The 26148-nt window shown below is 64.4% G+C and carries 34 protein-coding genes and 1 tRNA gene; 18 read left to right on the forward strand and 17 right to left on the reverse strand.

The annotated features are described in order from the left end of the window. Nucleotides 1-21 precede the first annotated feature (21 nt). The 3 genes from FCT00_RS04195 to FCT00_RS04205 all read left to right on the forward strand — a co-directional run bounded on the left by FCT00_RS04195 (nt 22) and on the right by FCT00_RS04205 (nt 1537). Entirely contained in the window at nt 22-879 is an 858-nt protein-coding gene (locus FCT00_RS04195; RefSeq protein WP_008333643.1) for a mechanosensitive ion channel family protein, read from the forward strand. 53 nt (nt 880-932) lie between these two features. Next, nucleotides 933-1397 carry an SH3 domain-containing protein gene (locus tag FCT00_RS04200; protein WP_138421961.1) on the forward strand — a complete coding sequence of 155 codons (465 nt, stop codon included), beginning with the start codon at nt 933-935 and terminating at the stop codon, nt 1395-1397. Nucleotides 1398-1460: 63 nt separating this feature from the next. Beyond that, a tRNA-Met gene (locus FCT00_RS04205) sits at nt 1461-1537 on the forward strand. 74 nt (nt 1538-1611) lie between these two features. On the opposite strand, the gene gph is transcribed toward FCT00_RS04205, so the two are convergent. Together gph and ald are read right to left on the reverse strand one after the other, a co-directional pair. Beyond that, nucleotides 1612-2265: a phosphoglycolate phosphatase gene (gene gph / locus FCT00_RS04210; RefSeq protein ID WP_138421962.1), complete on the reverse strand. Its 654-nt coding sequence runs from the start codon at nt 2263-2265 to the stop codon at nt 1612-1614. A gap of 65 nt (nt 2266-2330) precedes the next feature. Next, the gene (gene ald, locus FCT00_RS04215) at nt 2331-3449 is read right to left on the reverse strand and encodes an alanine dehydrogenase (protein WP_138421963.1); all 1119 of its coding nucleotides are present in this window, start codon (nt 3447-3449) and stop codon (nt 2331-2333) included. Nucleotides 3450-3579: 130 nt separating this feature from the next. Between ald and FCT00_RS04220 the strand changes: the two genes are divergently transcribed. Continuing rightward, nucleotides 3580-4044, forward strand: a complete 465-nt coding sequence (locus tag FCT00_RS04220) for an Lrp/AsnC family transcriptional regulator (RefSeq protein WP_138421964.1) — start codon at nt 3580-3582, stop codon at nt 4042-4044. On the opposite strand, the gene FCT00_RS04225 is transcribed toward FCT00_RS04220, so the two are convergent. Continuing rightward, complete coding sequence (locus tag FCT00_RS04225; protein WP_138421965.1) at nt 4041-5276, reverse strand: MFS transporter; 1236 nt, start codon at nt 5274-5276, stop codon at nt 4041-4043. The genes FCT00_RS04220 and FCT00_RS04225 overlap by 4 nt on opposite strands. A gap of 112 nt (nt 5277-5388) precedes the next feature. Between FCT00_RS04225 and zapE the strand changes: the two genes are divergently transcribed. Further along, nucleotides 5389-6471 (forward strand): cell division protein ZapE, encoded by a 1083-nt coding sequence (gene zapE, locus FCT00_RS04230; RefSeq protein ID WP_138421966.1) that lies wholly within the window; start codon nt 5389-5391, stop codon nt 6469-6471. A gap of 1 nt (nt 6472) precedes the next feature. Here the strand turns inward: zapE and FCT00_RS04235 are convergent, their stop codons facing one another. From FCT00_RS04235 to FCT00_RS04270, 8 genes are all read right to left on the reverse strand, one after another. After that, complete coding sequence (locus FCT00_RS04235; protein WP_138421967.1) at nt 6473-6817, reverse strand: hypothetical protein; 345 nt, start codon at nt 6815-6817, stop codon at nt 6473-6475. Nucleotides 6818-6898: 81 nt separating this feature from the next. Continuing rightward, nucleotides 6899-7690, reverse strand: coding sequence for a precorrin-4 C(11)-methyltransferase (gene cobM, locus FCT00_RS04240; RefSeq protein WP_138421968.1), 792 nt, complete (start codon nt 7688-7690; stop codon nt 6899-6901). Continuing rightward, the gene (gene cobJ, locus FCT00_RS04245) at nt 7687-9528 is read right to left on the reverse strand and encodes a precorrin-3B C(17)-methyltransferase (protein WP_138421969.1); all 1842 of its coding nucleotides are present in this window, start codon (nt 9526-9528) and stop codon (nt 7687-7689) included. Before cobJ ends, cobM begins: the two co-directional genes overlap by 4 nt. Continuing rightward, the gene (cobI, locus tag FCT00_RS04250; protein WP_138422557.1) at nt 9519-10220 is read right to left on the reverse strand and encodes a precorrin-2 C(20)-methyltransferase; all 702 of its coding nucleotides are present in this window, start codon (nt 10218-10220) and stop codon (nt 9519-9521) included. Before cobI ends, cobJ begins: the two co-directional genes overlap by 10 nt. Continuing rightward, a complete protein-coding gene (gene cbiE, locus FCT00_RS04255) occupies nt 10217-11422 on the reverse strand; it encodes a precorrin-6y C5,15-methyltransferase (decarboxylating) subunit CbiE (protein WP_138421970.1) in 1206 nt (401 codons plus the stop codon). Before cbiE ends, cobI begins: the two co-directional genes overlap by 4 nt. After that, nucleotides 11419-12066, reverse strand: a complete 648-nt coding sequence (locus FCT00_RS04260) for a precorrin-8X methylmutase (protein ID WP_138421971.1) — start codon at nt 12064-12066, stop codon at nt 11419-11421. Before FCT00_RS04260 ends, cbiE begins: the two co-directional genes overlap by 4 nt. Further along, a complete protein-coding gene (locus FCT00_RS04265; RefSeq protein ID WP_138421972.1) occupies nt 12063-13268 on the reverse strand; it encodes a sirohydrochlorin chelatase in 1206 nt (401 codons plus the stop codon). Before FCT00_RS04265 ends, FCT00_RS04260 begins: the two co-directional genes overlap by 4 nt. A 2-nt stretch (nt 13269-13270) precedes the next feature. Beyond that, complete coding sequence (locus FCT00_RS04270; RefSeq protein WP_138421973.1) at nt 13271-13483, reverse strand: DUF6732 family protein; 213 nt, start codon at nt 13481-13483, stop codon at nt 13271-13273. 271 nt (nt 13484-13754) lie between these two features. Between FCT00_RS04270 and FCT00_RS04275 the strand changes: the two genes are divergently transcribed. Both FCT00_RS04275 and FCT00_RS04280 read left to right on the forward strand, forming a co-directional pair. Continuing rightward, nucleotides 13755-14756: a glutathione S-transferase family protein gene (locus tag FCT00_RS04275; RefSeq protein ID WP_138421974.1), complete on the forward strand. Its 1002-nt coding sequence runs from the start codon at nt 13755-13757 to the stop codon at nt 14754-14756. A gap of 55 nt (nt 14757-14811) precedes the next feature. After that, on the forward strand, nt 14812-15051 hold the full coding sequence (locus FCT00_RS04280) for a hypothetical protein (RefSeq protein ID WP_008333526.1): 240 nt from the start codon (nt 14812-14814) through the stop codon (nt 15049-15051). Between the two features lie 7 nt (nt 15052-15058). On the opposite strand, the gene rnhA is transcribed toward FCT00_RS04280, so the two are convergent. The 4 genes from rnhA to ispH are packed head-to-tail and all read right to left on the reverse strand — an operon-like array spanning nt 15059 to nt 17463. Next, nucleotides 15059-15508: a ribonuclease HI gene (gene rnhA, locus FCT00_RS04285; RefSeq protein WP_138421975.1), complete on the reverse strand. Its 450-nt coding sequence runs from the start codon at nt 15506-15508 to the stop codon at nt 15059-15061. Beyond that, on the reverse strand, nt 15501-16088 hold the full coding sequence (locus FCT00_RS04290; RefSeq protein ID WP_138421976.1) for a class I SAM-dependent DNA methyltransferase: 588 nt from the start codon (nt 16086-16088) through the stop codon (nt 15501-15503). The genes rnhA and FCT00_RS04290 overlap by 8 nt, the downstream gene beginning before the upstream one ends. Then, complete coding sequence (locus FCT00_RS04295; RefSeq protein ID WP_138421977.1) at nt 16085-16516, reverse strand: DUF3429 domain-containing protein; 432 nt, start codon at nt 16514-16516, stop codon at nt 16085-16087. Before FCT00_RS04295 ends, FCT00_RS04290 begins: the two co-directional genes overlap by 4 nt. Continuing rightward, on the reverse strand, nt 16513-17463 hold the full coding sequence (ispH, locus tag FCT00_RS04300) for a 4-hydroxy-3-methylbut-2-enyl diphosphate reductase (RefSeq protein WP_138421978.1): 951 nt from the start codon (nt 17461-17463) through the stop codon (nt 16513-16515). The genes FCT00_RS04295 and ispH overlap by 4 nt, the downstream gene beginning before the upstream one ends. 102 nt (nt 17464-17565) lie before the next feature. Here ispH and FCT00_RS04305 point away from each other — a divergent pair, with 102 nt between their 5' ends. Continuing rightward, nucleotides 17566-17922, forward strand: coding sequence for a DUF1801 domain-containing protein (locus FCT00_RS04305; RefSeq protein WP_138421979.1), 357 nt, complete (start codon nt 17566-17568; stop codon nt 17920-17922). Beyond that, nucleotides 17919-18263, forward strand: coding sequence for a glyoxalase superfamily protein (locus FCT00_RS04310; protein WP_138421980.1), 345 nt, complete (start codon nt 17919-17921; stop codon nt 18261-18263). Before FCT00_RS04305 ends, FCT00_RS04310 begins: the two co-directional genes overlap by 4 nt. A 69-nt stretch (nt 18264-18332) precedes the next feature. On the opposite strand, the gene FCT00_RS04315 is transcribed toward FCT00_RS04310, so the two are convergent. Further along, nucleotides 18333-18908, reverse strand: coding sequence for a LabA-like NYN domain-containing protein (locus FCT00_RS04315; RefSeq protein WP_008333513.1), 576 nt, complete (start codon nt 18906-18908; stop codon nt 18333-18335). A 100-nt stretch (nt 18909-19008) separates the two neighbouring features. Here FCT00_RS04315 and folK point away from each other — a divergent pair, with 100 nt between their 5' ends. The 6 genes from folK to FCT00_RS04345 all read left to right on the forward strand — a co-directional run bounded on the left by folK (nt 19009) and on the right by FCT00_RS04345 (nt 24084). Next, the gene (gene folK / locus FCT00_RS04320) at nt 19009-19602 is read left to right on the forward strand and encodes a 2-amino-4-hydroxy-6-hydroxymethyldihydropteridine diphosphokinase (protein WP_235888934.1); all 594 of its coding nucleotides are present in this window, start codon (nt 19009-19011) and stop codon (nt 19600-19602) included. A gap of 135 nt (nt 19603-19737) precedes the next feature. After that, nucleotides 19738-20094, forward strand: coding sequence for a DNA-directed RNA polymerase subunit omega (gene rpoZ, locus FCT00_RS04325; RefSeq protein ID WP_008333509.1), 357 nt, complete (start codon nt 19738-19740; stop codon nt 20092-20094). Between the two features lie 18 nt (nt 20095-20112). Next, a complete protein-coding gene (locus FCT00_RS04330) occupies nt 20113-22236 on the forward strand; it encodes a RelA/SpoT family protein (RefSeq protein ID WP_138421981.1) in 2124 nt (707 codons plus the stop codon). Between the two features lie 17 nt (nt 22237-22253). Beyond that, on the forward strand, nt 22254-22895 hold the full coding sequence (locus tag FCT00_RS04335; protein WP_138421982.1) for a DUF2062 domain-containing protein: 642 nt from the start codon (nt 22254-22256) through the stop codon (nt 22893-22895). Then, a complete protein-coding gene (locus FCT00_RS04340) occupies nt 22892-23635 on the forward strand; it encodes a pyridoxine 5'-phosphate synthase (protein ID WP_138421983.1) in 744 nt (247 codons plus the stop codon). The genes FCT00_RS04335 and FCT00_RS04340 overlap by 4 nt, the downstream gene beginning before the upstream one ends. Next, entirely contained in the window at nt 23632-24084 is a 453-nt protein-coding gene (locus FCT00_RS04345) for a hypothetical protein (protein ID WP_138421984.1), read from the forward strand. The genes FCT00_RS04340 and FCT00_RS04345 overlap by 4 nt, the downstream gene beginning before the upstream one ends. Before the next feature lie 36 nt (nt 24085-24120). On the opposite strand, the gene FCT00_RS04350 is transcribed toward FCT00_RS04345, so the two are convergent. Next, nucleotides 24121-25017 (reverse strand): LysR substrate-binding domain-containing protein, encoded by an 897-nt coding sequence (locus tag FCT00_RS04350; RefSeq protein WP_138421985.1) that lies wholly within the window; start codon nt 25015-25017, stop codon nt 24121-24123. A gap of 87 nt (nt 25018-25104) precedes the next feature. On the opposite strand from FCT00_RS04350, the gene FCT00_RS21395 reads away from it, so the two are divergent. The 3 genes from FCT00_RS21395 to acpS are packed head-to-tail and all read left to right on the forward strand — an operon-like array spanning nt 25105 to nt 26099. Beyond that, nucleotides 25105-25263 carry a hypothetical protein gene (locus FCT00_RS21395; RefSeq protein WP_171042880.1) on the forward strand — a complete coding sequence of 53 codons (159 nt, stop codon included), beginning with the start codon at nt 25105-25107 and terminating at the stop codon, nt 25261-25263. Nucleotides 25264-25302: 39 nt separating this feature from the next. Further along, a complete protein-coding gene (locus tag FCT00_RS04355; RefSeq protein WP_138421986.1) occupies nt 25303-25695 on the forward strand; it encodes an ABZJ_00895 family protein in 393 nt (130 codons plus the stop codon). A 2-nt stretch (nt 25696-25697) separates the two neighbouring features. Continuing rightward, nucleotides 25698-26099 (forward strand): holo-ACP synthase, encoded by a 402-nt coding sequence (gene acpS / locus FCT00_RS04360; protein WP_008333499.1) that lies wholly within the window; start codon nt 25698-25700, stop codon nt 26097-26099. Nucleotides 26100-26148 lie beyond the last annotated feature (49 nt).

Below are 26148 nucleotides of genomic sequence, written 5' to 3' on the forward strand. Positions count from 1 at the left end.
CACAGGAGATAAGGACACATCATGGAAGACCAAATCGCCATCTGGCTCGACCAGTTCGGGGAGTTCCTGCCCTACATCGTCAACGGGGTGAAAGCTCTCGTCATCCTGATCGTCGGCTGGATTCTTGCCGCCGCCGTCGCACGCATGGTGCGCAAGCGGATCGAGGGTGCCAAGCGGATCGACCCGACCGTGGGCAGCTTCATCTCGTCCATCGTGCGCTGGGTTCTGATCGCTGTCGTCCTTATCACCGTGCTCAACATCTTCGGGATCGAGGCGACATCGCTGGTCGCCATGCTGGGCGCGGCCACGCTGGCCATCGGGCTTGCGTTGCAGGGCACGCTTTCGGACCTTGCGGCGGGCTTCATGATTATCCTCTTCCGGCCCTACCGGAACGGGCAATACATCGCCATCGACGGCACCGCCGGCACGGTGAAAGAGATCAACCTGTTCTTCACCGAGCTCGCGACGCCCGACAACGTGCAGATCGTGGTGCCGAACGGAAAGGCATGGGGGGCGATCATCACCAACTGGTCCCACCATGCGACCCGTCGTGTCGATATCGTGATGGGCATCGATTATTCCGACGACATGGACAAGGCGATCGAGGTCATGCTCGACATGGCCCGCGCCGATGCTCGGGTGCATGACGATCCGGAGCCCTGGGCGAAGGTCACCAATCTGGGCGACAGTTCGGTGGACATCACCATGCGCATGTGGGCCGATGCCGCCGACTACTGGGATCTGAAGTTCGAATTCACCAAGGGCCTGAAAGCCGCCTTCGACGAGGCCGGGCTTTCGATCCCGTTCCCGCATCGCACGCTCTACGTCAAATCGGACGAAGGCGACGTGGTCAACGTCGCGCGCGCGTCTGACGCATAGCGCGATCCCGAAACCGTGGTATCCTTCCCTCATCACACCGAGGGGAGGGTTCCATGAAACGCCGTCTGTTCCTGACGTCCGCCGCTGCCGCGCTGGTCACCGCGACGGCCGCCCGTGCCGAACGCCTGCTGGTGAATTCCCCCGGCGACGGGTTCCTGAACCTGCGCACCGGCCCCGGCTCGCAATACAATATCATCCGCAAGATGTATCACGGCAGCGCGGTCGAGACGCTGGAATACGCGAATGGCTGGGTCCGGGTCCGGCATGAAAGCGGTGCCGTCGGCTGGGCCTTCGCCAAGTACCTCGTCCGTCCCGCTGCGACCAATGTGCGGTACGTGTATTCGCCGAACGACGGATACCTGAACCTTCGGACCGGACCGGGCACGCGCTACCAGATCATCCGCCCGATGTATAATGGCGAAGCCGTCACCCTGCTTGAGCGGTCCGGCGGATGGGTGCGGGTGAAGCATCAAAGCGGCGCGGTCGGCTGGGCGTTCGAGAAATACCTCCACCGCTGAAAAACCCGCCATTTGTGCGTTGACACGCCCCGCCCCGGCGGCTATCTGCCCCTTCGTGTGAATGGCGTGGTAGCTCAGCCGGTTAGAGCACAGCACTCATAATGCTGGGGTCGGCGGTTCAAGTCCGCCCCACGCTACCACACGAAACCCCAGACAATTCGGGTTTGCGAACGGGTCCGCCGATGCCTTGGCATCCGCGGACCCGCCCGCGCACTCAGACCTCGTCGACGGCTTGGTGAACCAGTCGCGGCAGCTTCGCGAAGTCGTCGAAAGCGAAGCGGTGCGGAATACTTGCGACCTCGGTCTTTCGGTAGCCTTCCGTGAAAAGCAAAAAGGGCACGCCCGCACGCTGCGCAGTCTCGGCGTCGACTTCGCTGTCGCCCACATAGACCCTGTCTCCGCCGCCCAGCACGTCGAATGCGGCGATCAGGGGCGCGGGGTCGGGCTTGCGGGTGGCAAGGCTGTCGCCACCCCAGATCGTATCGAAATACCCGTTCAGGCGAAGGTGTTTCAGAACCGCGCGACACGGGCTGATGGGCTTGTTGGTGCAGATCCCGAGGCTGTGACCCGCGCCGACGAGCGCGTCCAGCGCATCCTCGACGCCCGGATAGGGCACGGTCAGGGTCACCGCCGCATCGTATCGTTCGACGAAGGTCGCGAGCATCCTGTCCTGCTCACTTTCAGGAAGCCCCCGCGCCTGCCGCATCCTTTCGACGAGGGCTGCCGCGCCGTTTCCGATGAACTGGCGCGTCTCCCCAAGGGTAAGCGGGGTCGCCCCGGCTTCGGCCAGAAGGCCATTGGCCACCTCGCGGATGTCGGGGGCCGAATCGATGAGCGTGCCGTCCAGATCGAATACGATGCGAGCCATGCCATCTCCGTTCGCGGTTTGGGTGTCTGAGACCCCAAACCGCCCGGCACGTCAACCGCGGCGCATCAGGCTTTGATCGCGAGCGAGGGCGACACCACGTCAATTTCCAGCGCCCGCCCCACGGCGTAGTTCGTCAGCTTACCGGCATGGACGTTGAGGCCTGCCATAAGGCCCTCGTCGGCCTCCATTGCCGCGCGCCAGCCCAGATCGGCCAGCCGCAGCATGTAGGGCAAGGTGGCGTTGCCCAGCGCAAGGGTCGAGGTGCGGGCGACCGCACCCGGCATATTGGCCACGCAGTAGTGCATGATCCCGTCCACCTCGTAGATCGGGTCTTGGTGGGTGGTCGCCTTCGATGTTTCGAAACAGCCACCCTGATCGATGGCCACGTCGACCAGCGCCGCGCCCGGCTTCATCTCGGAGAGTTCGGCCCGACTGATGAGTTTGGGGGCCGCCGCACCGGGGATGAGCACGGCACCGATGACCATGTCGGCCTCGGCCACAAGCTCGGCGGTGCGGGCCTTGGAGGAATAGGAGGTCTTGAATTCGCCCCGGAACAAATCGTCGAGCTGGCGAAGTCTCGGCAGGGACATATCGAGCACGGTCACGTCTGCCCCCATGCCGGAGGCGACGCGCGCCGCCTGCGTGCCGACGACGCCACCACCGATGACGACGACCTTCGCGGGTCCGACACCCGGCACACCGCCCATGAGCACGCCGCGCCCGCCGTTGGCCTTTTGCAGGGTCCACGCGCCGACCTGCGGGGCAAGCTTGCCCGCCACCTCGGACATGGGCGCGAGCAGCGGAAGCCGCCCGTCACGATCCGTCACGGTTTCATAGGCGATCGCCGTGGCGCCGCTGTCGATCAGATCGCGGGTCTGGTCCGGGTCGGGCGCAAGGTGAAGGTAGGTGAACAACACCTGCCCCTCGCGCAGCTTGGCCCGCTCGACCGCCTGCGGTTCCTTCACCTTCACCACCATGTCGGCACGCGCGAACACCTCGTCTGCCGTGTCCACGACCCCTGCCCCGATGGCGCGATAGGCATCATCGGTGAAGCCCGATCCTTCGCCCGCGCCCATCTCGACGATCACGTCATGCCCGTGCGCGATGGCTTCCGCCGCCGCATGAGGGGTAAGGCCGACACGATATTCCTGCGGCTTGATTTCCTTGGGGCATCCGATGAGCATGGTATCCTCCGTTCGCTTCACGCGCAGGCTACCCCCGCCCGCAAGCAATCGGATTGAAATTCCTCCGTGCACTCGGGCCATTTTTCGAATAATTCACCAACGAGCAAGCGATACGACGCAAGGACATTCGATGGATTCCACTCTCGACGAAATGGACCGACGCATTCTGCACGTTCTTCAACGGCAGGGGCGCATTTCGAACGCGGACCTTGCCGAACGGGTGCATCTGTCCGCCTCGGCCTGTCACCGCCGGGTTCAACGGCTCGAGAAAGACGGGTTCATCCGCGATTACGTCGCTCTTCTGGCCGCGCGAAAGATCGGCTACCCGACGATGGTCTTCGTGGAAATCTCTCTCTCCGGTCAGGCCGACGAGTTGCTGGAGGCGTTCGAGCGCGAGGTCGCGCTGGTGCCGGAAGTTCTGGAATGTCACCTGATGGCGGGCACGGCGGACTACATCCTCAAGGTCGTCGCGCGCGACACCGACGATTTCGCCCGCGTGCACCGCCAAAAGCTCGCCCGGTTGCCCGGCGTTCAGGGCATGCAGTCCAGCTTCGCCCTGCGCACGGTGTTCAAGACCACCGCGCTGCCGACCTAAGCCGCGGCCATGACGGGCGAGCGCCGTTCCTTGATCGGAAGGTGCAGCAGCGCCGACAGCGCGCCGACCCCGACGCCGACCCACCAGACCATCGTGTAGTCGCCGGTCAGGTCATAGAAGCGGCCACCCAGCCAGACGCCCATAAAACTGCCAAGCTGGTGCGAGAAGAAGACGATCCCATAAAGCGTGCCCATGTAGCGCAGACCATAGAGGTGTGCGACCAGACCCGATGTCAGCGGAACGGTGGCGAGCCAAAGGCTCCCCATCACGATCGAGAAGATTATGACGCTGGTGGGCGTGATCGGCAGCAGGATGAAGGCCCCGGCGGCAACCGTGCGGGCGGTGTAGATCGCCGCGAGCAGGTATTTCTTGGGAAGCTTGTTGCCCAGATAGCCCGCGTAAAGCGTGCCCGCGATGTTGGCGAGCCCGATGAGCGAAATCGCGATGGCCCCCAAGGCCGAGGTCGTCGACACACCGAGCGAAGCCAGCGTGCCCGAAGGGTCGATGGCACCGCACATCTCGGTCACGAAGGCGGGGAAATGCGCCGTAATGAAACCGAGCTGATAGCCGCAGGAGAAAAAGCCTAGGAAGATCAGCGTGTAGGACGGGTCGCGCAGTGCGCGCATCAGAACCGTCCCCATGCTCTCCTGCAATTCCAGGCGGCTGGCCGCAGGCGCGCGCATCAGCGGCAGGACCAGAAGCACGGCGAGGATGGCCACGGCGAACAGGATGAACACGCTCTGCCACGGCATGAACGACAGCATCCATTCGGCCAGCGGCGCGCCGAACACCTGCCCGGCCGATCCCGCCGCCGTCGCGATGGCAAGGGACATGGATCTGTTCTTGTCGGACGACGCGCGACCGACCACGGCGAGGATCACGCCGAACCCGGTGCCCGCGATGCCGAAGCCGACCAGCACTTCCAGCGTCTGATGGGCCAGCGGCGTGGTCGCGAAAGACGAGGCGACAAGCCCCGCGGCATAAAGCACCGCGCCGAAGATGATCGCCTTGCGATCCCCCATCTTCTCGGCAATCGCGCCGAAGATCGGCTGGCCGATGCCCCAGGCGAGGTTCTGGATCGCGATCGCCATGCTGAAGTCGGCGCGCATCCAGCCGAATTCCTCGGCAATCGGAATCTGGAACACGCCGAAACTCGCCCGGATCGCGAAACTTATGATGATGACGATGCACCCGGCGATCAGAACCGGTGTGATAAGGCGTGTGTTGTCCATCAGGGCCCTCCGACATCTGCGTAATCCGCCAGAGCGGCGCCCGCGTCAAACGCTTATCCGTGATGCGGCATATCACCTTTTCCTATCGGGCACGGCGGGCTAGACGGTTGTCATGAGCGAGAGCCTGCAAGACATCTACGCCGCCCGCGTCGCCGAAGGACGGATCACCCCCGACCCCGCGCAGGAAGAGGCGTTGCCGCTGTTCGACGACATCCGCGCGCATCTGGTCGCAGTGAAAGACAAAAAACGCGGTCTGTTGGGCGGGCTGTTTCACAAGCCCGAGGATGTGCCGGACGGTTTATACCTTTGGGGCGGTGTCGGTCGCGGCAAGTCGATGCTCATGGACCTGTTCGTCGAGCATCTGCCAATCGAAGGGAAACGCCGCGTCCACTTCCATGCTTTCATGCAGGAGGTGCAGGAGGGTCTCCATCGGGCCCGCAAGTCGGGCGAATCCGATGCCATCGCGCCGGTCGCCGCGAAAATCGCCAAAGACCTTCGCCTGCTCGCGCTGGATGAAATGCAGATCACCGACATCGCCGACGCGATGGTGGTCGGGCGACTGTTCGAACACCTGATGAAGAAGGGCGTTGTGATCGTCACAACGTCGAACCGCGTGCCGGACGACCTTTACAAGGACGGGTTGAACCGTCAGTTGTTCCTGCCCTTCATCGACCTTATCAAGGATCGTCTGGTCGTCCACGAACTCGCCAGTCACAAGGACTACCGGCAGGACCGTCTGACCGGCGGACAGGTCTATTTCACGCCCGCGAACAGCGAGGCGCGTCAGGCTATCGAAGCGGTCTGGACCGATCTGACCGGCGGCGGCGATGCCGAACCGCTCGTGCTGAACGTGAAGAACCGCGAGGTCGAGATCCCTGCCTACCGCAACGGCGTCGGGCGCGCGAAATTCCATGAGCTGTGCGGGCGGATGCTCGGCCCGGCCGACTACCTCGCCATTGCGGATGCGCTGAAAGTCTTGGTGCTGGAGGACATCCCCGCGCTGTCACGCCAGAACTTCAACGAGGCCAAACGCTTCGTCACCCTGATCGATGCGCTCTACGAGGCGCATGTTCGGCTTGTGGCGAGCGCCGCGGCGGAACCGGAATACCTCTATCTCGAAGGCGAGGGCAGTTTCGAATTCGAACGCACGGCCAGCCGCCTGCGCGAGATGCAGGACAAGGACTGGGGTCAGTAACTCAACGCGGGATCAGGGCGACGGGCGCATCCGGGTCGCGTGCGAAATCGAGCGGGGGTTTGTCCATCGCAAGTGTCGAGCGTTTGAACTCATACCGCATCATCGGACCGTCTTCTTCCGAGGCTACGATCAGACATTGATACAGATGGTTCTCACCGGCGTAGAGATCGACCAGCCCGCGCAGCTTCGGCGCATCGTCCCGGTCGAGCGCGAAACCGCCCTCACGGAATTCCAGCACCGGGAAAGACTCATCCCCCACGGCCACACGCATATGCGCCTTCTTGCGCGCCGCTTTCATGTGGGCCGCTTGCAGGCCTTCCTGAACGTCCTTGGGAAGCGAGTCCATGTTACCCTCCGATCACGGCTAAACCATGACAGGGACATGGTTTTCGTCAAGTAAACGAATGTCGCGGGCATGTGTTCCGTGTCAGGTGTTGTTTTCTTCCACCAGGTCGACACCCACCACCGGGCGCAAAACATGCGGTCGCGTAGGGTCGTAAAGCGCGGAATCCCTGAAGTCGCGAACTCGGCCCAGCGCCGGACCCACAAGGATCAGCGCCGTGCGCGTGATCTTCTCGGCGCGCACTTTCAGACGGATGTCCGACAGCGTGCCACGGATGAGCATTTCGTCGGGCCAGCCGACGCGATAGGCGACGACGACCGGGCAATCGGCGCCATAATGCGGGGTCAGGACACGCTCGATCTCGCGCATGTTGCGCACGCCCAGATGGATCGCCAGCGTCGCGCCCGTGCGGGCGAAATTCTCAAGTGTCTCGCCTTCGGGCATGGCGGTCGACTTCATGGAAACACGCGTCAGAACAATACTTTGCGCGATCTCCGGGATCGTCAACTCCTGACCCAGCGCCGCCGCAGCAGCAGCATAGGCCGGCACGCCGGGCACGATCTGATAGTCGATGCCGTCCGCCTGCAAGCGCCGCACCTGCTCGGCCACCGCGCCATAGAGCGACGGGTCGCCGGAGTGCACACGCGCCACATCCTCGCCCCGCTGATGTGCCGCCAAAATCTCGGCGTGTGTCTGGTCGAGCGTCATCGGCGCCGTGTCCATCACGCGCGCGCTTTCGGGGGCGCAGGCGACCACTTCGGGGGGAACCAGCGATCCGGCATACAGGCAGACAGGGCATTCCCCGATGATCCGCTGCGCCTTGAGCGTGAGCAATTCCGGGTCGCCCGGTCCGGCGCCGATGAAATAGACGGTCATTCAGAGGTCTCCGTTTCCAGATGGCGATTGCCCACGTCCTGCAGGTCACCATCGATTCGCCGGGCATAGCCGCGCGGCGTGTACATGCGGGGGCCGTCGCCCGGTTGGGCGAGTTTAGAGTTGGACGATCCCACCAGAACGACGGTCAGCATATCAACCTCGTCCACATCGAGGTCGGCCAACCTACGGTAGCGTATGTTTTCCTCGGGTCGTCCGAGCGAAGACGCCAGAAGAACGGGCGTATCTTCTGGCCGATGCCCCAGCAGGATGTCCCGCGCCTGCGCCAACAGCGTGCGACGGCGGCGCGACACGGGATTGTAGAAGGCGATCACGAAGTCACCTTCGGCGGCGGCGTGCAGCCGCTTCACGATATCGTCCCGCGGCGTCAGAAGATCGGAGAGCGAAATGGCGCAGAAATCGTGCCCAAGCGGTGCCCCTGCCCGCGCGGCCGCAGCCTGAAGCGCCGACACGCCGGGAGTCGAAATGACTTCCACCCGCCGTGCTGCGTCAGACACGCCCTGCGCCTCGGCGCCCCGGTCGAGTAGTTCGAAGACCAACGCACCCATCGCATAAATGCCCGCATCGCCCGAACAGATCAGGGCGACGTTCTTGCCCTTGCCCGCCTGTTCCAGCGCATAGCGGCACCGATCCTCTTCCCCGCCGAGGGGGAAGTCCGACCGCGTTTTGCCTGCGGCGAGAGGGCCGAGCAGATCGATGTAAAGACCGTATCCGACCAGCTCTTCCGCCTCTTGGATGAGCCGCGAAGCCTCCGGCGTGCGCCACGTGGCCTGTCCCGGTCCGATCCCGATGATCGACAGGTGACCACGTGCGCGACCCGAAGGCTCTGCGATGGGCGACGGCGCCTTTGCCAAAGCGCAGGTCGTGTTGGCGGTCTTGCGCTTCTCGACCGAAAGCACCGCGTCTTCGCCTGCCGAGGCCAGCGAAGCCGCTTCGGCCACACCATGACAGCCGACCTCCGCGAAGACGACATCGGACGGATTAGCAAGGCGCGGCGTCATCTCCTCCAACTCCGCAGCCGTGAACAGCTTGAGCGGAACGCCGAACGCACGCGCGAGCGCATTCACGGCAGGCTCGTCCGCCTTGAGGTCGAGCGTCGCGATGGCCGCAATGGCTCCGGGGGCGATACCCGCGTCCCGCAACATGGCCTCGACCGAAGACCGAAGCTCCTCCACCGGCGCGTTCCGCGCGCAACCGACGCCGAGAACGTAGGTCTGCGGGTGATAGACAAGGCGCTCCGGGCCGCCCGCGACGGGTGCTTCCGTGACCACCAGTTCGACACCGCCCTGCGGATCGCTCGCGATGTCGAAGATCGCGTCACCTTCGATGCGCGCCCCCTTGCCCGCCAGCATGGCGGCCATGACCGACTTCGCATCTTCCGGGTTCGCGAGACGGTAGCCTGCGGGCGGGACATCCAGCGCGACACCCAAGGCCACGTCGCCAGCTGTCGTCACCGCCGCTTTGGCGCCCAGCAGGTCCGCGATCTCCCGCGCCAAGCGGTTCGCCCCACGGTGCCCGCCCAGCAGCGGGATCGCGACTCCGCCGTCGTCCGAAACGGCGACCACGGGTGGTTCGGTCCGCTTGTCTGCAAGGATCGGCGCAACCGCGCGGATCAGGATGCCAGCGGCGCAGACCCCGATGATCGGCGTGCCTGCCGCGAACAAGTCGCGAGCGTGATCGAGCGCATTCGGGAAGAACGCATCGGCTTTGTCGACGCGGCCTTCGCGGCCATGCACCTGTGCGCCCAGCGCGCCCGCGATACGGTGCGCCACGGCTTCGCCTGAACGGTTGAGACAGAGAACGACGGGGGTCACAGCCACGGGTCGGAACCTTTCGTCACGAGAATGAGAGAGAAATAGGGCGCGGGATCGGGCGCTTGGGCGAGCGGCAAAATGCGCTCGGCGGAAAGCGTGGCGCGCTCGATATAGACGGCCCGGTCGGACAGACCCTGCGCGGTCAAGACGTCGCGGATGCGGCCCAGATGACGCCCGACCTTCATGATGACGGTGCTGTCCGCGTCTGCGATGCGGGCGGCGAGCGTGTCGCTGTCGAGCGGACCGGGCAGGACCGTGAGCACTTCGTTCCGGGCGGTCAGCGGCGCAGCGGCGCGCGCGGCCCCGGCGGAAACCGAGGTGATGCCGGGAATGACTTCGACCGGGAAGCGATCCGCGAGCCGCGCGTGCAGATACATGAAGGAGCCGTAAAAGAACGGGTCGCCTTCGCACAGGACCGCGACGTTCCTGCCGGCCTCCAGTGCCTCGGCGATCCGGTCGGCCCCGAGGTCGTAGGCCGCCTGGGCAGGCTCGCGGGATTTGGTCATCGGGACTTCGATGACGATTTCATGGGCATCGGGTCGGATCAGGTCCACCGCGATGGACCGAGCGAAACTGTCGGTGCCGGGAAGCGCGGGATAGGCAACGACGTCGGCCGCGCTGATGGCGCGCGCGGCCTTCAGCGTCATCAGGTCGGGATCGCCCGGCCCGAGGCCCACACCGATCAGCGTGCCGGTCATCGTTTGATCAGGCTCCATTGCACGACGGGGCGGAACGGACGCCAGCCGGTCGACTGCGGGCCGAGCGTGTCGGCGCGGGACACCGAGAGCTGGACGAGTTCGCCGCCGTGGGCGTGGTAGAGTTCGGTCAAGACCGCCTGGCTTTCCAGTGTCACGGCATTGGCGACGAGACGGCCGAGCGGCTTCAGCGTCGACCATGCGGTTGCGTATGTTTCTTCCGACAGACCGCCGCCGATGAACACGGCATCCGGGGCTTCCAACCCATCAAGGGCTTGGGGCACCGTCCCGTCGACGATGCGCAGTTGCGGCACGCCCAGCGCCAGCGCATTGGCGGCGGCGAGCGCACGGCGGTCCGCGCGGGGTTCGATACCGATGGCGCGCGCATAACGTGCCGCGCGCATCCATTCGACCGCGACCGACCCGCAGCCCGTCCCGATATCCCACAGCAGAGCCCCGCGCATCGGCATGAGCTTGGCCACGGTGAGCGCGCGAACCTCGCGTTTGGTCATGGTGCCGTCATGCTGGAACAACTCATCCGCAAGGCCCGGCACACGCGGGAGGAGCGCCGCATCGGGGGCCGCGACGCATTCAACGGCGAGTGTGTTGAACGCGGGGACTTCGTGGTCCCACGCCTCGGCCAGTGCATCGAAACGCTTCTCGTTCTCGCCGCCCATATTGGCGAAAACCGTCATGGGGCTGCGCCCGAACCCGCGCTCGGTGAGGAACCGGGCGATCTGGCCGGGGGTCTCGGCCCCGGTGGTCAGGATCAGAAGCCGCGCGTCAGGCTGGATGAAGGCGATCATCTGCTCGACCGGGCGGCCATGCACGGTGAGGGTTTCGAGGTCCGCCATGCTCCACCCCATCCGGGCGGAGGCGAGCTGGAAGGCGGAAAGCTGCGGGTGGAACGTGATCTCATCCGCTGGGATCGCCCGACCGATGCGCGCTCCGACCGAGAACCATAGGGGGTCGCCCGTTGCCAGAACGACTACCCGCTTGCCCTTGTAGGACTGTAGCTGGTCGATCAGCGCGTCGAAGGGCGAAGGCCACGACACGCGCTCGGCTCTGCCAACATTCGATAGCGTATGGTGACGGTCGCCGCCGACGATGATCTCGGCGGCTTCGACCACGGCGCGGGTCGCGGGGGTCAGGCCGTCCATGCCGTCTTCACCGATCCCGACGATGTGGAGCCACGGTTGGGTCATTGGGTCACCTCCGGTAGGCCAGCGGCCAACGCGTTGACGGCGGCGGATGCGATGGCCGAGCCACCGCGCCGTCCGCGCAGAGCCACGAAATCGCAGCCGCGCGGGTTGTTCGCGAGTTCAGCCTTGCTCTCGGCCGCGCCAACGAAGCCGACCGGGAAGCCAAGGATCACGGCAGGCTTGGGCGCACCCTGATCCAGCAGTTCGAGCAGGTGGAAAAGCGCGGTGGGCGCGTTGCCGATGGCGACCACGGCGCCTTCGAGCTTGTCCACCCACAACTCGACCGCCGCCGCGCTGCGGGTGTTGCCGATCTCTCGCGCGCGATCTGGCACGGTGGGGTCGTTCAACGTGACGATAACCTCGTTCCCGGCGGGCAGGTAACGCCGGATGATCCCCGCCCCGACCATCTCGCAGTCGCACAGCACCGTGGCGCCAGCGGCCAGCGCCGCCTGCCCCGCCGAAAAAGCGCTTTCGGAATAGGCCAGACGATCCGCGACCTCGACCATGCCGCAGGCGTGGATGATCCGCGTGGCGAGTTGCGCCATGCCGGGATCGAAGCGATCCAGTCGTGCCTCTTTCTCGACCGTCGCGAAGCTTTGACGATAGATCGCGGCCGGATCACGCTCGTATCGCAGCGGCGGTCTCATTTCGAGCGCGCCGATTCAGGGCCGTGCGGATGCTTGGCGTGCGGATACTCGGCGTGATGGTGGCCGTGGTCGTGACCGTGATGATGGTGGTGGTGCCCATGATCGTGGTCGTGGTGGTGATGACCCTGCAGGTGCAGGCGGCACTCCCCCGTGCAGAAGGTGTCGCAGAACGTGCAATCCGCCACGTTCGATCCGGGGGCCTGTGCTCCCTGCCCTTCGACGTGGTGGTGGTGGCTTTCCTGCACGGCGCCCACCTCGGCCTCGAACCCCAGAACCTCGACCCGGTATTTGCACATGACGCAGGTCGGCGGGGGCGTATCCGAGAACGCAGGATGCCCGGCGCGATCCTCGGGCTTGATGTGTTTGTGACCGCCGTCGCCCAGTGACAGGACCTGTTCGCGGTAGGGGCAGGTGCCGCAGTTCGGGGGCGGCACGGTGCCGAGTTGTTCGGTCACCCGCTCGGCGAAGGTTTCAAGCACCTTGGGATGGTCGTTCAGATAGCCCGCTTTCACGAACTGAATGTCCGGGTGCGCCTCGGCCACGCGGTCGGTGAAGCCATAAATGCGGTCGATCAGGATGCCGGTGAACAGGAAGTACGGAAACACGACGATGCGTTTGTAGCCCAGCTTGGCGGCGTGCTGGAGGCATGGCTCGACCAGCGGAAAGGTGACGCCCGAATAGCCGACCTCGAGCCAGCCGAACCCCATCCCCTCCTGCAAGAGCCGCGCGATCTTGGCGACGTTGGCGTTGGCGTCCGGGTCCGAGGCACCGCGCCCGATGACGACGAGGCAGGTGTCCTCATGCGCCACCACGCCATGTTCGGCATTGGCGGCGGCAACGGCATCGCGGATCCGCTCGCCCGCGGCGGCGACCATCTTGGGGTCGACGCCAAGCTCGCGCCCATAGGACACGTCGATCCCATGTTCGGCGCCATAGGTGTTGAGCACCGTCGGGATGTCGTTCTTGGAGTGCATCGCGGCGAAGAGCATCCCCGGCACGGCGAGGATCTTGTCGCATCCCGCCTCGCGCAGGTTGTCGAGCCCCACCCGGATCACCGGGTTCGCGAATTCCAGATAGCCATAGTCGACCATCCAGTCGTCAGGAAAGAACGCGGGCAGCTTTTCGGCCAGCACCTTGAACTCGTCCACCGCCGACTGGCTGCGCGAGCCGTGGCCACAGATCATCACCCCGATCTTCGACATGGTCAGGACTCCTGCGGTTCGGCTTCGGCGTCGTCGACCTGTTCGGCCTCGTCATCCTTCTTGCCACGCAGCGCGCCCCAGATCGCGACGCCGATCGCCACGCCGATGGCGACGCCCGCGACCCAGTGGTCGTGACCTGCGGCATCGGCAAGGTGGCCAGGATGGGCCAGCGCCATGCCGGGCATGAGGGCGATAAGGGCTGCAAGACGTTTCATGGCACGGTCCTTTCCTGCGTCCGGGCGCGAAGAGGCCATGCGTCATCCACCGACGACACCGCGCCCTGATCCCCGGTCTGGGTCGATCACTCGGCAGTCACCTCTCCGGCCCCTGATGGGGCATCGTCGCGGGAGTCTCTACAGGAAAGGCGACATACGCTCAATGTCCCGCGACATTGTGCGTATCCGCACGAAGGCTGCGCCAACTGAACTATTCCGCACAGTCGTTCGTTTGCTTAGGTAAGATCGGACGCAAACGAGGAGACGCAAGATGGGTTATCTCGAAAACGGCGAATGGCACACGGGCTGGTACGACACCAAGAAACACGGTGGCAAATTCGTGCGCAGTGAGACCAAATTCCGGAACTGGGTGACCGCCGACGGTTCCCCCGGCCCTACCGGCGACGGCGGGTTCAAGGCCGAATTGGGCCGCTATCACCTCTACGTTTCCTACGCCTGCCCTTGGGCACACCGGACGCTCATATTCAGGACGCTGAAGGGTCTGGTCGACCATATCGACGTGTCGGTCGTGCATCCGGACATGCTGGAGGACGGCTGGACCTTCGATACCGATTTCGTCGGCGCCACCGGCGACACGCTGATGGGCAAGAAATTTCTGCGCGAGGTCTATACCGAGGCCGACCCCAAGATTTCGGGCCGCGTGACCGTGCCGATCCTGTGGGACAAGAAAACCAACCAGATCGTGTCCAACGAGAGCGCCGAGATCATTCGCATGTTCAACACCGCCTTCAACGATCTGACCGGGGACACGCAGGATTTCTGTCCCGCCGACCTGCACGACGATATCGAGGCGGTGAACTCGCGCATCTACGACACGGTGAACAACGGTGTCTACAAGTCGGGTTTCGCCACGACGCAGGAGGCCTATGACGAAGCGGTCAAGGCGCTCTTCGCATCGCTCGACTGGATTGAGGACATCCTGTCCAAGCAGCGTTACCTCGCAGGCGACAGGGTGACCGAGGCCGACTGGCGGCTTCTGCCGACGCTCCTGCGCTTCGATCAGGTCTATCACGGCCACTTCAAGTGCAACCGCAACAAGCTGGTCGAGTTCCCGAACCTCTGGGCCTACACCCGCGAGCTTTATCAATGGCCCGGCGTGGCGAACACGGTGCATCCGGATCACTACATCCGGCACTATCACTACAGCCACGAGACGGTGAACCCGCACCGGATCATTCCGGTCGGCCCCATCATCGACTGGGACGCGCCGCATGGCCGCGACCGGGCGTTTGCGGTGGCGAAGTCGGCCTGACGGGTTTCAGGCCGGAACCCTACAATTCACGCGGGCGTGACCCCATATAGGGATCATGCCCGTTGTGCTTGTCATCATCGTCGGAGCGGCGGCCGGGTTCGTGGCGACACGGCTCATGAAAGTCGAGACCGACATCCTCACCACCATCGCCATCGGTGTGATCGGGGCGCTGATCGGCGGCCTGATCCTTCGCATCATCGTGACCGTGGGCAGCGTGGCCTTCGGTTTTCTGGGAGCGGTCGCGGGCGCGGCGTTCCTGATCTGGTTTTGGGAAACCTACATCCGCAAGCGGTAGGTAAGCCTTACTTGAACGGGGCCATGCCTTCGCGGGCGAGTTCGTCGGCGCGCTCGTTCTCTTCGTGGCCCGCGTGGCCCTTGATCCAGCGCCAGTCCACATCGTGACGCTTCGCGGCCTCGTCCAGCCGCTGCCAAAGCTCGACGTTCTTCACCGGCTTCTTGTTGGCAGTGCGCCAGCCGTTCCGCTTCCAGCCGTGAATCCATCCGGTGACACCGTTCTTCACGTAGGCGGAGTCGGTGACGATGGTGATCTTCGACGCCCGTTCGAGCGTTTCCAGCGCCATGATCGCGGCCATCAGCTCCATCCGGTTGTTCGTCGTCGCCGGCTCGCCGCCCGACAGGGTGCGCTCCTTGACGACCGTGCCGCCGTCCTTGGCCTGCATCAAGACGCCCCAGCCGCCCGGGCCGGGGTTGCCGGAGCAGGCGCCATCCGTATGCGCGATCAGGTCAACCATGAGCGTGAATCCAGATCCACGGGCTTTCCTCGCCCGAAAGTCCCTTGCCGACGCCGCGAAACCGCGCGGCGGGTGTGAAGCCGGTCATGGTCAGATGACGCACCAGATCGTCCTCGTCGTAATAGGTGTAGAAACGGCCAAGGCCATCGCGGCCCTCCCCTTCGCCCAGTTTCATGCCGAGATGCAAGAGCCCGCCGGGCTTGATGGCCCGCTTCAGCGCCATGAGGTGAAAGGGAAAGGCAGCGCGAGAGGCGTGAAGGAGCGAGAAGTTGGCCCAGATGCCGTCATACAGGTCTTCGCCGTCGATCTCGTCGAACAGCGCCTGCCGCGCGGTCACGCCTGCGGCCTGCGCGACGCTGACCATCTGGGCGCTGGCATCCACCGCATCGGCGGTCAGGCCCGCGTCCATCATCCTGCGGGCGTCCAGCCCCGGCCCGCAGCCCAGGTCGAGCACATAGGCCGGGCGCGGCATAGCCGCGATGAACGTGTCGATCCCCGGCGTCTCCCACGCGCTGACCATGGTGGCATAGTCGGCGCTGCGGGCGTCATAGACGGCGATGGTCTCACGGTCCGCGCTCATGCGGCGAGATGGCCGATGACTAGACAGGGGACCACGACCGAGGTGAGCAGAACGCGCAGCCGCGTCCACCACACCGGGGCCAGACCGGCCCGTGTCGCGGCGATGTCGATCGGCAGGATCAAAAGGAACCCGGCCGCGAGGGTGAGAAGGGCATAGTCGCCGAACGCGAAGAAGAACGCCCAAAGCGCCGGGATCACCGAAAGGACGTAAAGCAGGTTCGCCTGCCGCCCCGTGGCACGGGTCGCATAGCCCCAGATCACGCCGGACATGAACGACAGGATAATCATGCCATAGTCGGCGAGCACGGCATATCCGACGAAGATTTCGTCCACCCACGCGACCGGCGCAAAACTCGTCACTGCGCCCCAGACGAACGGGATCAACCCGGCGAGGCCGAGGAGGAGGGGCGTGCGGGGAATGTCGTTCATGCAGGCTCGCGCAGCACGCGCGGCACTTTGAATTCGACGTTCTCGGTCGCGGTTTCGACCGTCTCGACCGTAACGTCATAGCGGTCGCGGAAGGCCGCGATCACCTCGTCCACCAGCACTTCGGGGGCGCTGGCCCCGGCCGTCAGACCCACCGCACGCACCCCTTCGAGCGCGCGCCAGTCGATCTCGTCCGCGCGCCCCACCAGTTGCGCATAGTCGCAACCGCGCGAGCGCGCGACCTCGACCAGACGGCGGGAGTTGGAGCTGTTGGGCGCACCGATCACCAGTAGCGCGTCGGCCTTGGGCGCGATGGCCTTCACGGCCTCCTGCCGGTTGGTGGTGGCGTAGCAGATGTCTTCCTTGTGCGGGCCGATGATGGCCGGGAACCGTGCCTTGAGGGCCGCGACGATGCCCGCAGTGTCATCAACCGACAGGGTGGTCTGCGTGATGAAGGCGAGGCGTTCCGGGTCACGGGGTTCGAGCGTAGCCACATCGGCCTCGGTCTCGACCAGCAACACCTCGCCCTCGGGAAGTTGGCCCATCGTGCCGATGGTTTCGGGATGGCCCGCGTGCCCGATCATGACCATCTGAAGCCCGTTGGCATGGTGCCGCTCGGCCTCGATATGGACCTTGGACACCAGCGGGCATGTCGCGTCGACATAGATCATGTCGCGCCGGTTCGCCTCGGCCGGCACGGCCTTGGCCACGCCATGCGCCGAGAAGATCACGGGACGGTCGGTCGGGCATTCATCCAGTTCCTCGACGAAGACCGCGCCCTTTTCGCGCAGGCTGTCGACCACGAATTTGTTGTGAACGATCTCGTGCCGGACATAGATCGGCGCGCCCCACTTCTCGATCGCCATTTCGACGATCTTGATCGCGCGGTCGACGCCCGCGCAGAACCCGCGCGGCGCAGCAAGAATGAGGGTCAGGGATGGCTTGGTCATGTCGGCTCCTTCGCCCACACCTAATGACCGCCGCGCGCCGCGTCCAGACTTGGGACGGCAAGGAATCATGCTACCCTTCCTGAGGCGAAACCGGAGGATGGCATGGCGCAAGAAGTCGACGACTGGATGGCAACCTATGACAACCCGATGAAGGAGACTGTGCAGGCCATGCGCGAGGTGATCCTCGCCGCCGATCCGCGCATTTCCGAATGCATCAAATGGTCGGCGCCGACCTTCACCTACAAGGGCAATATGGCGTCGTTCTTCCCAAAGTCGAAAAAGCACGCCTCGCTCATGTTCCACACCGGCGCGACGATCCCCGGCGACTTCCCGTCGCTTGAAGGCGACGGCAAGGAAGCGCGCACCCTGAAAGTGGCGAGCCTTGAGGATCTGGCCGCCAAGCGTGACGAGGTCGAGGCGATCACGCGCGCATGGTGCGACAGCCGCGACGAGGCGTGACCTTGCACGCGGCGGTCCCGATCCTTCCGGTGCGCGACGTCGCAGAGGCGCAGGCACGGTATCGCGACACGCTTGGCTTCGACATCGCTTGGCACAATGTCGAGGGGCGCATCGGTGCCGTCCGGCGCGGCGACTGCGTGCTGTTCCTGCGCGAAACGGACGGGCCCATCACGCCTGTCGAGCTTTGGGTGTTCTGCGACGATGTGGACGGGACCGAAGCCGACCTGACCACGCTTGGGGCGGACATCTCGGACCCGATATCGGACAAGCCGTGGGGTCTCAGGTCTTTCACGGTGCGCGATCCGTCCGGGCACCTTATCCACTTCCACCACGACCTTTAGACCGCCGCACGAAAAACGCCCGGTCACGTGGGCGGCCGGGCGTCGTCGTAATCTCAACGGTGCGGTTGCTTAGGCGTCCGCGTCTTCTTCGTTATAGGTCCGCTCAGGGCGATCATCGCGCGGCGGGCGACCGATCACTTCCTTCAGCTCGTCGAGCTCGATGAAGTTGTCGGCCTGACGGCGCAGTTCGTCGGCGATCATCGGCGGCTGGCTGCGGATCGTCGAAACGACCGAGACGCGCACACCTTTACGTTGCAGACCTTCGACCAGCGGACGGAAGTCGCCATCGCCGGAGAACAGCACGATGTGGTCGACATGCGGCGCGATCTCCATGGCATCGACGGTGAGTTCGATGTCCATGTTGCCCTTCACTTTACGGCGGCCCATCGAGTCGGTGAATTCCTTCGCCGGCTTGGTGACCATGGTGAAGCCGTTGTAGTGCAGCCAGTCCACGAGGGGCCGGATCGGCGAATAGTCGTCGTTTTCCAGAAGCGCCGTGTAGTAGAACGCGCGAAGAAGTTTGCCGCGGCGCATGAATTCCTGGCGCAGCAGCTTGTAGTCGATGTCGAAGCCGAGCGACTTGGCAGCCGCATACAGATTCGAACCATCAATGAACAGCGCGAGCCGTTCGTCCTTGTAGAACATAATCCATCCTTCCGAATTCTGTTCGCCGTCAGTGCCGTGAGTGGTAAGTGCGAAAAAATTGGGCGGCGGCGAATCCGCGTCAAGATAGGGATAAAGCGCGATGACGCAACCATATGGTGAAAGTTTACGTCTAGGTAAAGCACTGATCTCCCTTGGCAGTAACGCAACGTCACCGGCAGGTGGCCCGGTGGAAACCATTCAAGCTGCCATTTCCTCGCTCGACGACGGGCCGTTCGAAATCCTCGCCCGCAGCCGTCTTTACGTCTCTCCTTTCGTCCCCAAAGGGGCCGAGCCCGATGTCGTCAACGCCGTGGTCGAGGTTTCTACGCCCCTGGACCCGGCGATGATCCTTGCCCGTCTTCACAAGATCGAGACGTCCTTTGACAGAATACGCCGTGAGCGGTGGACAAACCGAACGCTCGACCTTGATCTTCTCACCTTGGACCAAATGATCCTGCCTGACCAGCCCACGCTTCGTGAATGGGTCAACCTCCCGTTCGACAAGCAAAAATCCGCGACACCCGAAGAGCTCATCCTGCCCCATCCACGGTTGCAGGACAGGGCCTTCGTTCTCGTTCCCGCCGCCGACATCGCACCGGACTGGCGGCATCCGCTGCTGGATCGCACGATCCGCGAAATGCTGGATGCGCTGCCCGACGACGTGGTGTCCCCGGTTCGTCCTCTTGATCCTTGACCCGACCGGGCGCAGCGCAAAGACGTTTCGCCGGAGCCTTTGTTTCAGGGCAGAAACCTGCCGATTGTGCTTGTGCTCAAGCCCTTTCGCGCCTAAATAGCCCCTTCACATCCGCGAATTGAATGGAGTCCTTCTATGGCCCGCGTGACGGTTGAAGATTGCGTTGACAAAGTCCCGAACCGGTTCGACCTGGTGATGCTTGCCGCCCATCGGGCGCGCGAGATTTCGTCCGGTGGTGCCCTCACTGTGGACCGCGACAACGACAAGAACCCGGTCGTGGCCCTGCGCGAGATCGCGGAAGAGACCCAGACGGCGGACGAACTGACCGAACGGATGATCGAGTCGAACCAGACTCAGATCGAAGTGGACGAGCCCGAGGACGACCAGATGGCGCTTCTCATGGGTCAGGAAACGCCGGACAAGCCGGACGACGACGACATGACGGACGAAAAACTTCTTCGTGCGCTCATGGAGGCCCAGGGCCAAGGCTGACCCTGAGACCGCACCTGCATGACCGAGCTGAATCCTGAAGAGCTTGTCGCGCAGGTCCGCGCCTACAACCCGAAAAGCAATTCGGACCTCATTCGCGCCGCCTTCGATTACGGGCGGCGCATGCATGAGGGGCAGTACCGCCATTCGGGCGAGCCTTATTTCACGCATCCGATCGCCGTCGCGCATATCCTCGCCGAGCAGCAGCTCGACGATGCGACCATCATCACCGCGCTGCTTCACGACACCATCGAAGACACCGGATCGACCTATTCCGAGGTTTCGGAGCGGTTCGGGCCCGACGTGGCCGAACTCGTCGATGGCGTCACCAAGCTGACCAATCTCCAGCTGTCCTCGACCGAGACAAAGCAGGCCGAGAACTTCCGCAAGCTTTTCATGGCGATGTCCAAGGATCTGCGGGTGATTCTCGTCAAACTGGCCGACCGACTGCACAACATGCGCACCATCCGCGCCATGCGGATCGAAAAGCAGGTGCAGAAGTCGCGCGAGACGATGGATATCTTCGCGCCGCTCGCGGGCCGGATGGGTATGCAGTGGATGCGCGAGGAGTTGGAAGACCTCGCCTTTCACGTCCTGAACCCGGATGCCCGCGCGTCGATCATCCGGCGTTTCGTCCACCTGCAAAAGGAATCGGGCGACGTCATCAACAAGATCACCAAGGACATCCGCAAGGAACTCGACCGTGTCGGGATCGAGGCCGAGGTGTTTGGGCGCGCCAAGAAGCCCTATTCGATCTGGCGCAAGATGCAGGAAAAGGATCAGTCCTTCTCGCGCCTGTCCGACACCTACGGCTTCCGCGTCATCACCGACAGCGAGGCGGATTGCTACGCCGTGCTGGGCGCGATACACCAACGCTGGCGTGCCGTGCCGGGGCGGTTCAAGGATTACATCAGCCAGCCGAAATCCAACGGATACCGCTCGATCCATACCACTGTGTCGGGGCGTGACGGGAAACGGGTCGAAATCCAGATCCGCACCCGGCAGATGCACGACGTGGCTGAAGCGGGCGTCGCGGCGCACTGGTCCTACAAGGACGGTGTGCGCGCCGAGAACCCGTTCGCCGTCGACCCCGCCAAGTGGATCGCCTCGCTGACCGAGCGGTTCGAGAACGCCGAGGATCACGACGAATTTCTCGAGAACGTCAAACTCGAGATGTATCAGGATCAGGTGTTCTGCTTCACGCCCAAGGGCGAGGTCGTGAAACTGCCGCGCGGGGCGACACCTCTGGACTTCGCCTATGCGATCCACACCCGGATCGGGGATAGCTGCGTCGGTGCCCGCGTCGACAACATCCGCGTGCCGCTCTGGACCCGGATCAAGAACGGCCAGTCGGTCGAAATCATCACCGCCGAAGGGCAGTCTCCACAAGCCACGTGGCTCGACATCGTCGTGACGGGGCGTGCCAAGTCCGCCATCCGCCGGCGGTTGCGTGAAGAGGACCGCGAAAGGTTCATCCGGCTCGGGCGCGAACTGGCCCGCGTCGCCTTCGACCATGTCGGGCGCAAGGCCACGGACAAGGCGCTGGCGACGGCGGCGAAGCAACTCAGCCTCGGCGGGCCGGAAGACCTGTTGGCCCGCCTCGGCTCTGCCGACCTTGCCGCGCGCGACGTGGTCGCGATCCTGTATCCGAACGCGGTCGACACGGGGAGCGAGATCGACGCGGCCCGCGCCGTCATCGGTCTGGAACCGGATCAGAGCTTTCAGATCGCGCAATGCTGTCAGCCGGTGCCGGGCGAACGGATCGTCGGCATCACCTATCGCGGCAAGAGCATGATGGTTCACTCCATCGACTGCCGCGCGCTTGAGGCGCTCGACGGCGACAGTTCGCGTTGGGTGGACGTCCATTGGCATTCCGGCCAGCACCCGGCGATCCATACGGTCACACTCAATGTCGTGATCGCGAACGGTCCGGGCGTTTTGGGACGAATCTGCACATTGATCGGCGAGCAGAAGGCCAATATCTCAAACATGACCTTCGTCGACCGGAAACCGGACTACTATCGGCTTCTGATCGACGTGGATCTGAGGGACATCGAACACCTTCATGCTGTTATGCTGGTGCTCGAGGCAGAAACGGACGTGGCGGAAATCCGAAGGCATCGGGACCTGAGCCGCGCGCCATAGGGAAAGGGGGCCGAGCCATGTTCAAGCGCAAGCCGCGCTCCTACATGCGCGCGTTCACCGAGTTCTTCTATCCCCGTGGCGGTTGGTATCGCGCCACCCGCTACGTCATCTACCGCCTGCGCCGCCTGCCGGACCCCGCCGACCGGATCGCGCGCGGGATCGCGGCGGGCGTCTTCGTCAGCTTTTCGCCGCTCTTCGGTCTGCACTTCGTGACGGCGGCGCTGATCGCATGGGTGGTGCGCGGGAACCTTCTGGCTGCGGTTCTGGCCACTTTCGTCGGCAATCCGATCACCTTTCCCTTCATCGCGAGTATCAGCCTGAGGCTCGGCAACCGGTTCCTCGGACTGCCGCCACGGGACACGAACCTGACATACATCGTCGACGCCTTCGCCCGCGCGAGCCATGACATCTGGCACAACATCACCGCGATCTTCACCCACGAGACCGCGGAATGGGCCGGTCTCGCCCTGTTTCTGGACCGGGTGTTTCTGCCCTATCTGGTCGGCGGCATCCTTCCGGGGCTCGGAGCGGCGATGATCGCCTTCGGCTTGTCCCGCCCCATCATCACGGCGTATCAAAAGCGGCGCGTGAAGCAGTTGCGCAAACGGTATGAAAAACGCATGGCCGAGCGGACCCATGCGAAGGAAGGCGAGACATGAGCGGTAAACTTCGCCTCGGTGTGAACATCGACCACGTGGCCACGGTGCGCAACGCGCGCGGTTCGGCCTATCCCGATCCGGTGCGGGCTGCGAAGCTGGCCGAAGCGGCGGGCGCCGACGGCATCACCGCGCATCTGCGTGAGGATCGTCGCCACATCGGGGACGGCGACATCGAGCGGCTTGCCGCGGAACTGACCGTGCCGCTCAACTTCGAGATGGCCGCGACGGACGAAATGCAGGCCATCGCGCTGCGCCACAAGCCGCACGCGGTCTGCATCGTGCCGGAAAAGCGCGAGGAGCGGACCACTGAAGGCGGGCTGGAGGTGGCGAAGGACGAAAACCGCCTTGCCCATTTCATCGCGCCGCTGGCCGACGCGGGCTGCCGCGTATCGATCTTCATCGCCGCGGACCGCGCCCAGATCGAGGCCGCGAACCGGATCGGCGCCGCTGTGGTCGAGCTGCACACGGGCGCCTATTGCGATTTCCACTACGAGGGCAAATTCAGCGAACGCGACGCCGAACTCGAACGCCTGCGCGACATGGCGGCCTTTGCGCATTCCCTCGGGCTCGAGGTGCACGCGGGCCACGGCTTGACCTATGAAACCGTGGGTCCGGTCGCGGCTTTCCCCGAAGTGCGGGAACTCAACATCGGGCATTTCCTGATCGGCGAGGCGATCTTCCTCGGCCTGGAAACCAGCATCGCCGAAATGCGGCGGTTGATGGACGAGGCACGGGCATGATCCGCGCGCTCGCCGCTTTGGCGGTCCTCGCCACGCCCGCCGCAGCACAGGATGTCATCGCGTGCGATTGGCAGGCCTCGGCCTGGAACTTGGCCGAGCCGTGGGAGGACAACAGCCGGACCTTTTCGAACGGGGCCGTGCGCATTGCCAAGCTGGACGTGGGCGAACCGGCCTTCGGCGGTTTCTTCTTGTTGGTCCTTTCGCCGCCCTACGGCGAACTTGGAGAACGGCAATGTCGCGTCCTGACCTTTCCCGAAACGAGCGGTTTCGCGGGGATCGATTTCGACCGTCTCGAAGCGGCTTACGACCCTTCGGTCGGCCTCATGTTCACGGTCCCGGTCCGGGTGTTCGCCTTGACGGACGCGGTCGAGCCGGTCGGGGCGATGCTGAAGTTTTCGCTCAATCAGGCGACCGGGGCGATTTCCCCCCTGCTGGAGCTGGGCGACTGACGGCCCGAAGGTGAACGACGGTTTCGGACGCCCGGCCTACGCAAGCTCGATCCCGTCCTCTGCCAGCTCTTCCTTCATCCAGCGCACGAAATACCGATGGGCGGCGCCCGGGCTGCGGTCACGCGCCGATACGAGCCAGTAGAATCGGCCCGTTTCCTGAAGCCGTGGGAACGGCGCGACCACCCGACCGTCGGCCATGGCCTTCAGATCCAGTGTCTCCCACGCCAGAAAGACCCCTGCCCCACCCATCGCGGCGTCGAAGCACAGGCTTCCGTCCGAAAACTCCGGCCCCGGTCCGAGAATGCTTTCGTCCAGCCCTTCGGGTTCCAGCCAGACCGACCATGGCAGGGTCGAGTTCGTGTCGCGAATGATCGGAACATGCGCGAGATCTGCGGGCGTCTTGAGCTGCTCTGCCATCTCCGGCGCACAGACCGGCATGGCGCGATGCGAGAACAGGCGTTCGGCCCTGAGGTCGGGATAAGGCCCCGTGCCGACCCTGAGACACAGGTCAACATCAGAGGTATTCGGATCGACCAGCCCCTCGACGCTGTCGATGCGGACCCGGATTTCAGGATGCCGCGCGGAGAAGCGCGGCAGACGCCAGATCAGCCAACGGGCCGCGAAGATCGGCGCGACCGACACGACGAGCGTCGTCCCATGATCGCGCGTCGCCTCGCCCACGGCGGCGGCAAGCTGGCCGAAGCCGGTGGTCAGCAAGCCTGCCATGGCCCTGCCCTGCGCCGTCGGCACCATGCCGGAGCGCCCGCGCAGGAACAGGGTTACGCCCAGCGCGTCTTCGGCCTTGGCCACCCGCTGACTCACCGCCCCGACAGAAACCCCAAGCTCTTCGGCGGCCTGCACGAGTGTGCCCAAGCGCAATACGGCTTCGACGGCCCGCAGACCCGAGAGGTGGACGCGATCCAGTTCCTTCATTCAGTTTTTCTAAAACATGAATCAGCGAAACTCCATATTTTTATGCGTCGGATACAGGCAAACTCCTTTCAAACGAAAGGACACAGCATGACCCGCATTCTTCCCCGCATCCTGCGCACCCTGCCGCTCAGAACCGCACAGCCGGCCGACCCGCATGACCACCCGGACCTGTCCGGGTTGACCCCCGGCCAGCTTGCTGACCTTCCCCGCCCCTCCCGCATTGCCTTGACGACGCCCGCGCAATAGGGTCTGCCGCGCAGACGCGAGCGGGAAGGGCACGGCGACATGACCATCAACATCGGGCGCTACACCGGCCTGTTCACGGTGTTCACCGTCGCCATCTTTTTTCTGCCCGTCCTGCTCGGAATGCCCAGCGCGACCGGGTTCGCCATCGCCTTGCCCCCCCTGATCGCGGCCGTCGTCGAAGGGAACGCCTTCGCCAAGGCGAACGGAGCACGCCCCGCAGGCCGCACCGCAATGGAAGGTAGCCTGCGCATGACCGCGTTTTCGTTCGGCGTGAGCCTGCTGTTGTTCAGCCTTGGAAACGTCGCGACGGGCGGCCAATTGTTCGCGGAATTGGGGGGCGCACCGCGCGTGGCGCTTGGCGCCGTGGCCCTTGTCGTCATCCAGTTCGCCTTCAACCGGCTTGGCCTGCGCCTTGCCCCGCAGTCCGCCTGACCATGATTCTGGGTATCGGCACCGATCTTGCGAATATCGACCGGATCGCCGGCGTGCTCGAACGCCACGGCGACCGCTTCCGCGACCGGGTGTTCACCGAAACCGAGCAGTTCAAGGCGGCGCGCCGCAAGGACGAGGCCGGGACTTACGCGAAACGCTGGGCCGCGAAGGAGGCTTGTTCCAAGGCACTCGGCACCGGCCTGCGCATGGGCATCAGCTGGAAAGACATGGCGGTCTCGAACCTGCGCACCGGACAGCCCGTCATGCATCTGACAGGCTGGGCCGCCGAACGCCTGCGCGACATGACGCCCGAGGGGCACGAAGCGATCGTCCACGTCACCCTGACCGACGACCACCCATGGGCGCAGGCCTTTGTCCTGATCGAAGCCCGGCCGATTGCTTGACAGGCTCGGCGCACCCGCCCATGTAGCGACAGAACCAAGCGGAGGCAGG

This window comes from Maritimibacter alexandrii, assembly GCF_005871115.1.
In the GTDB taxonomy this organism is placed as follows: Bacteria; Pseudomonadota; Alphaproteobacteria; order Rhodobacterales; family Rhodobacteraceae; genus Maritimibacter; species Maritimibacter alkaliphilus.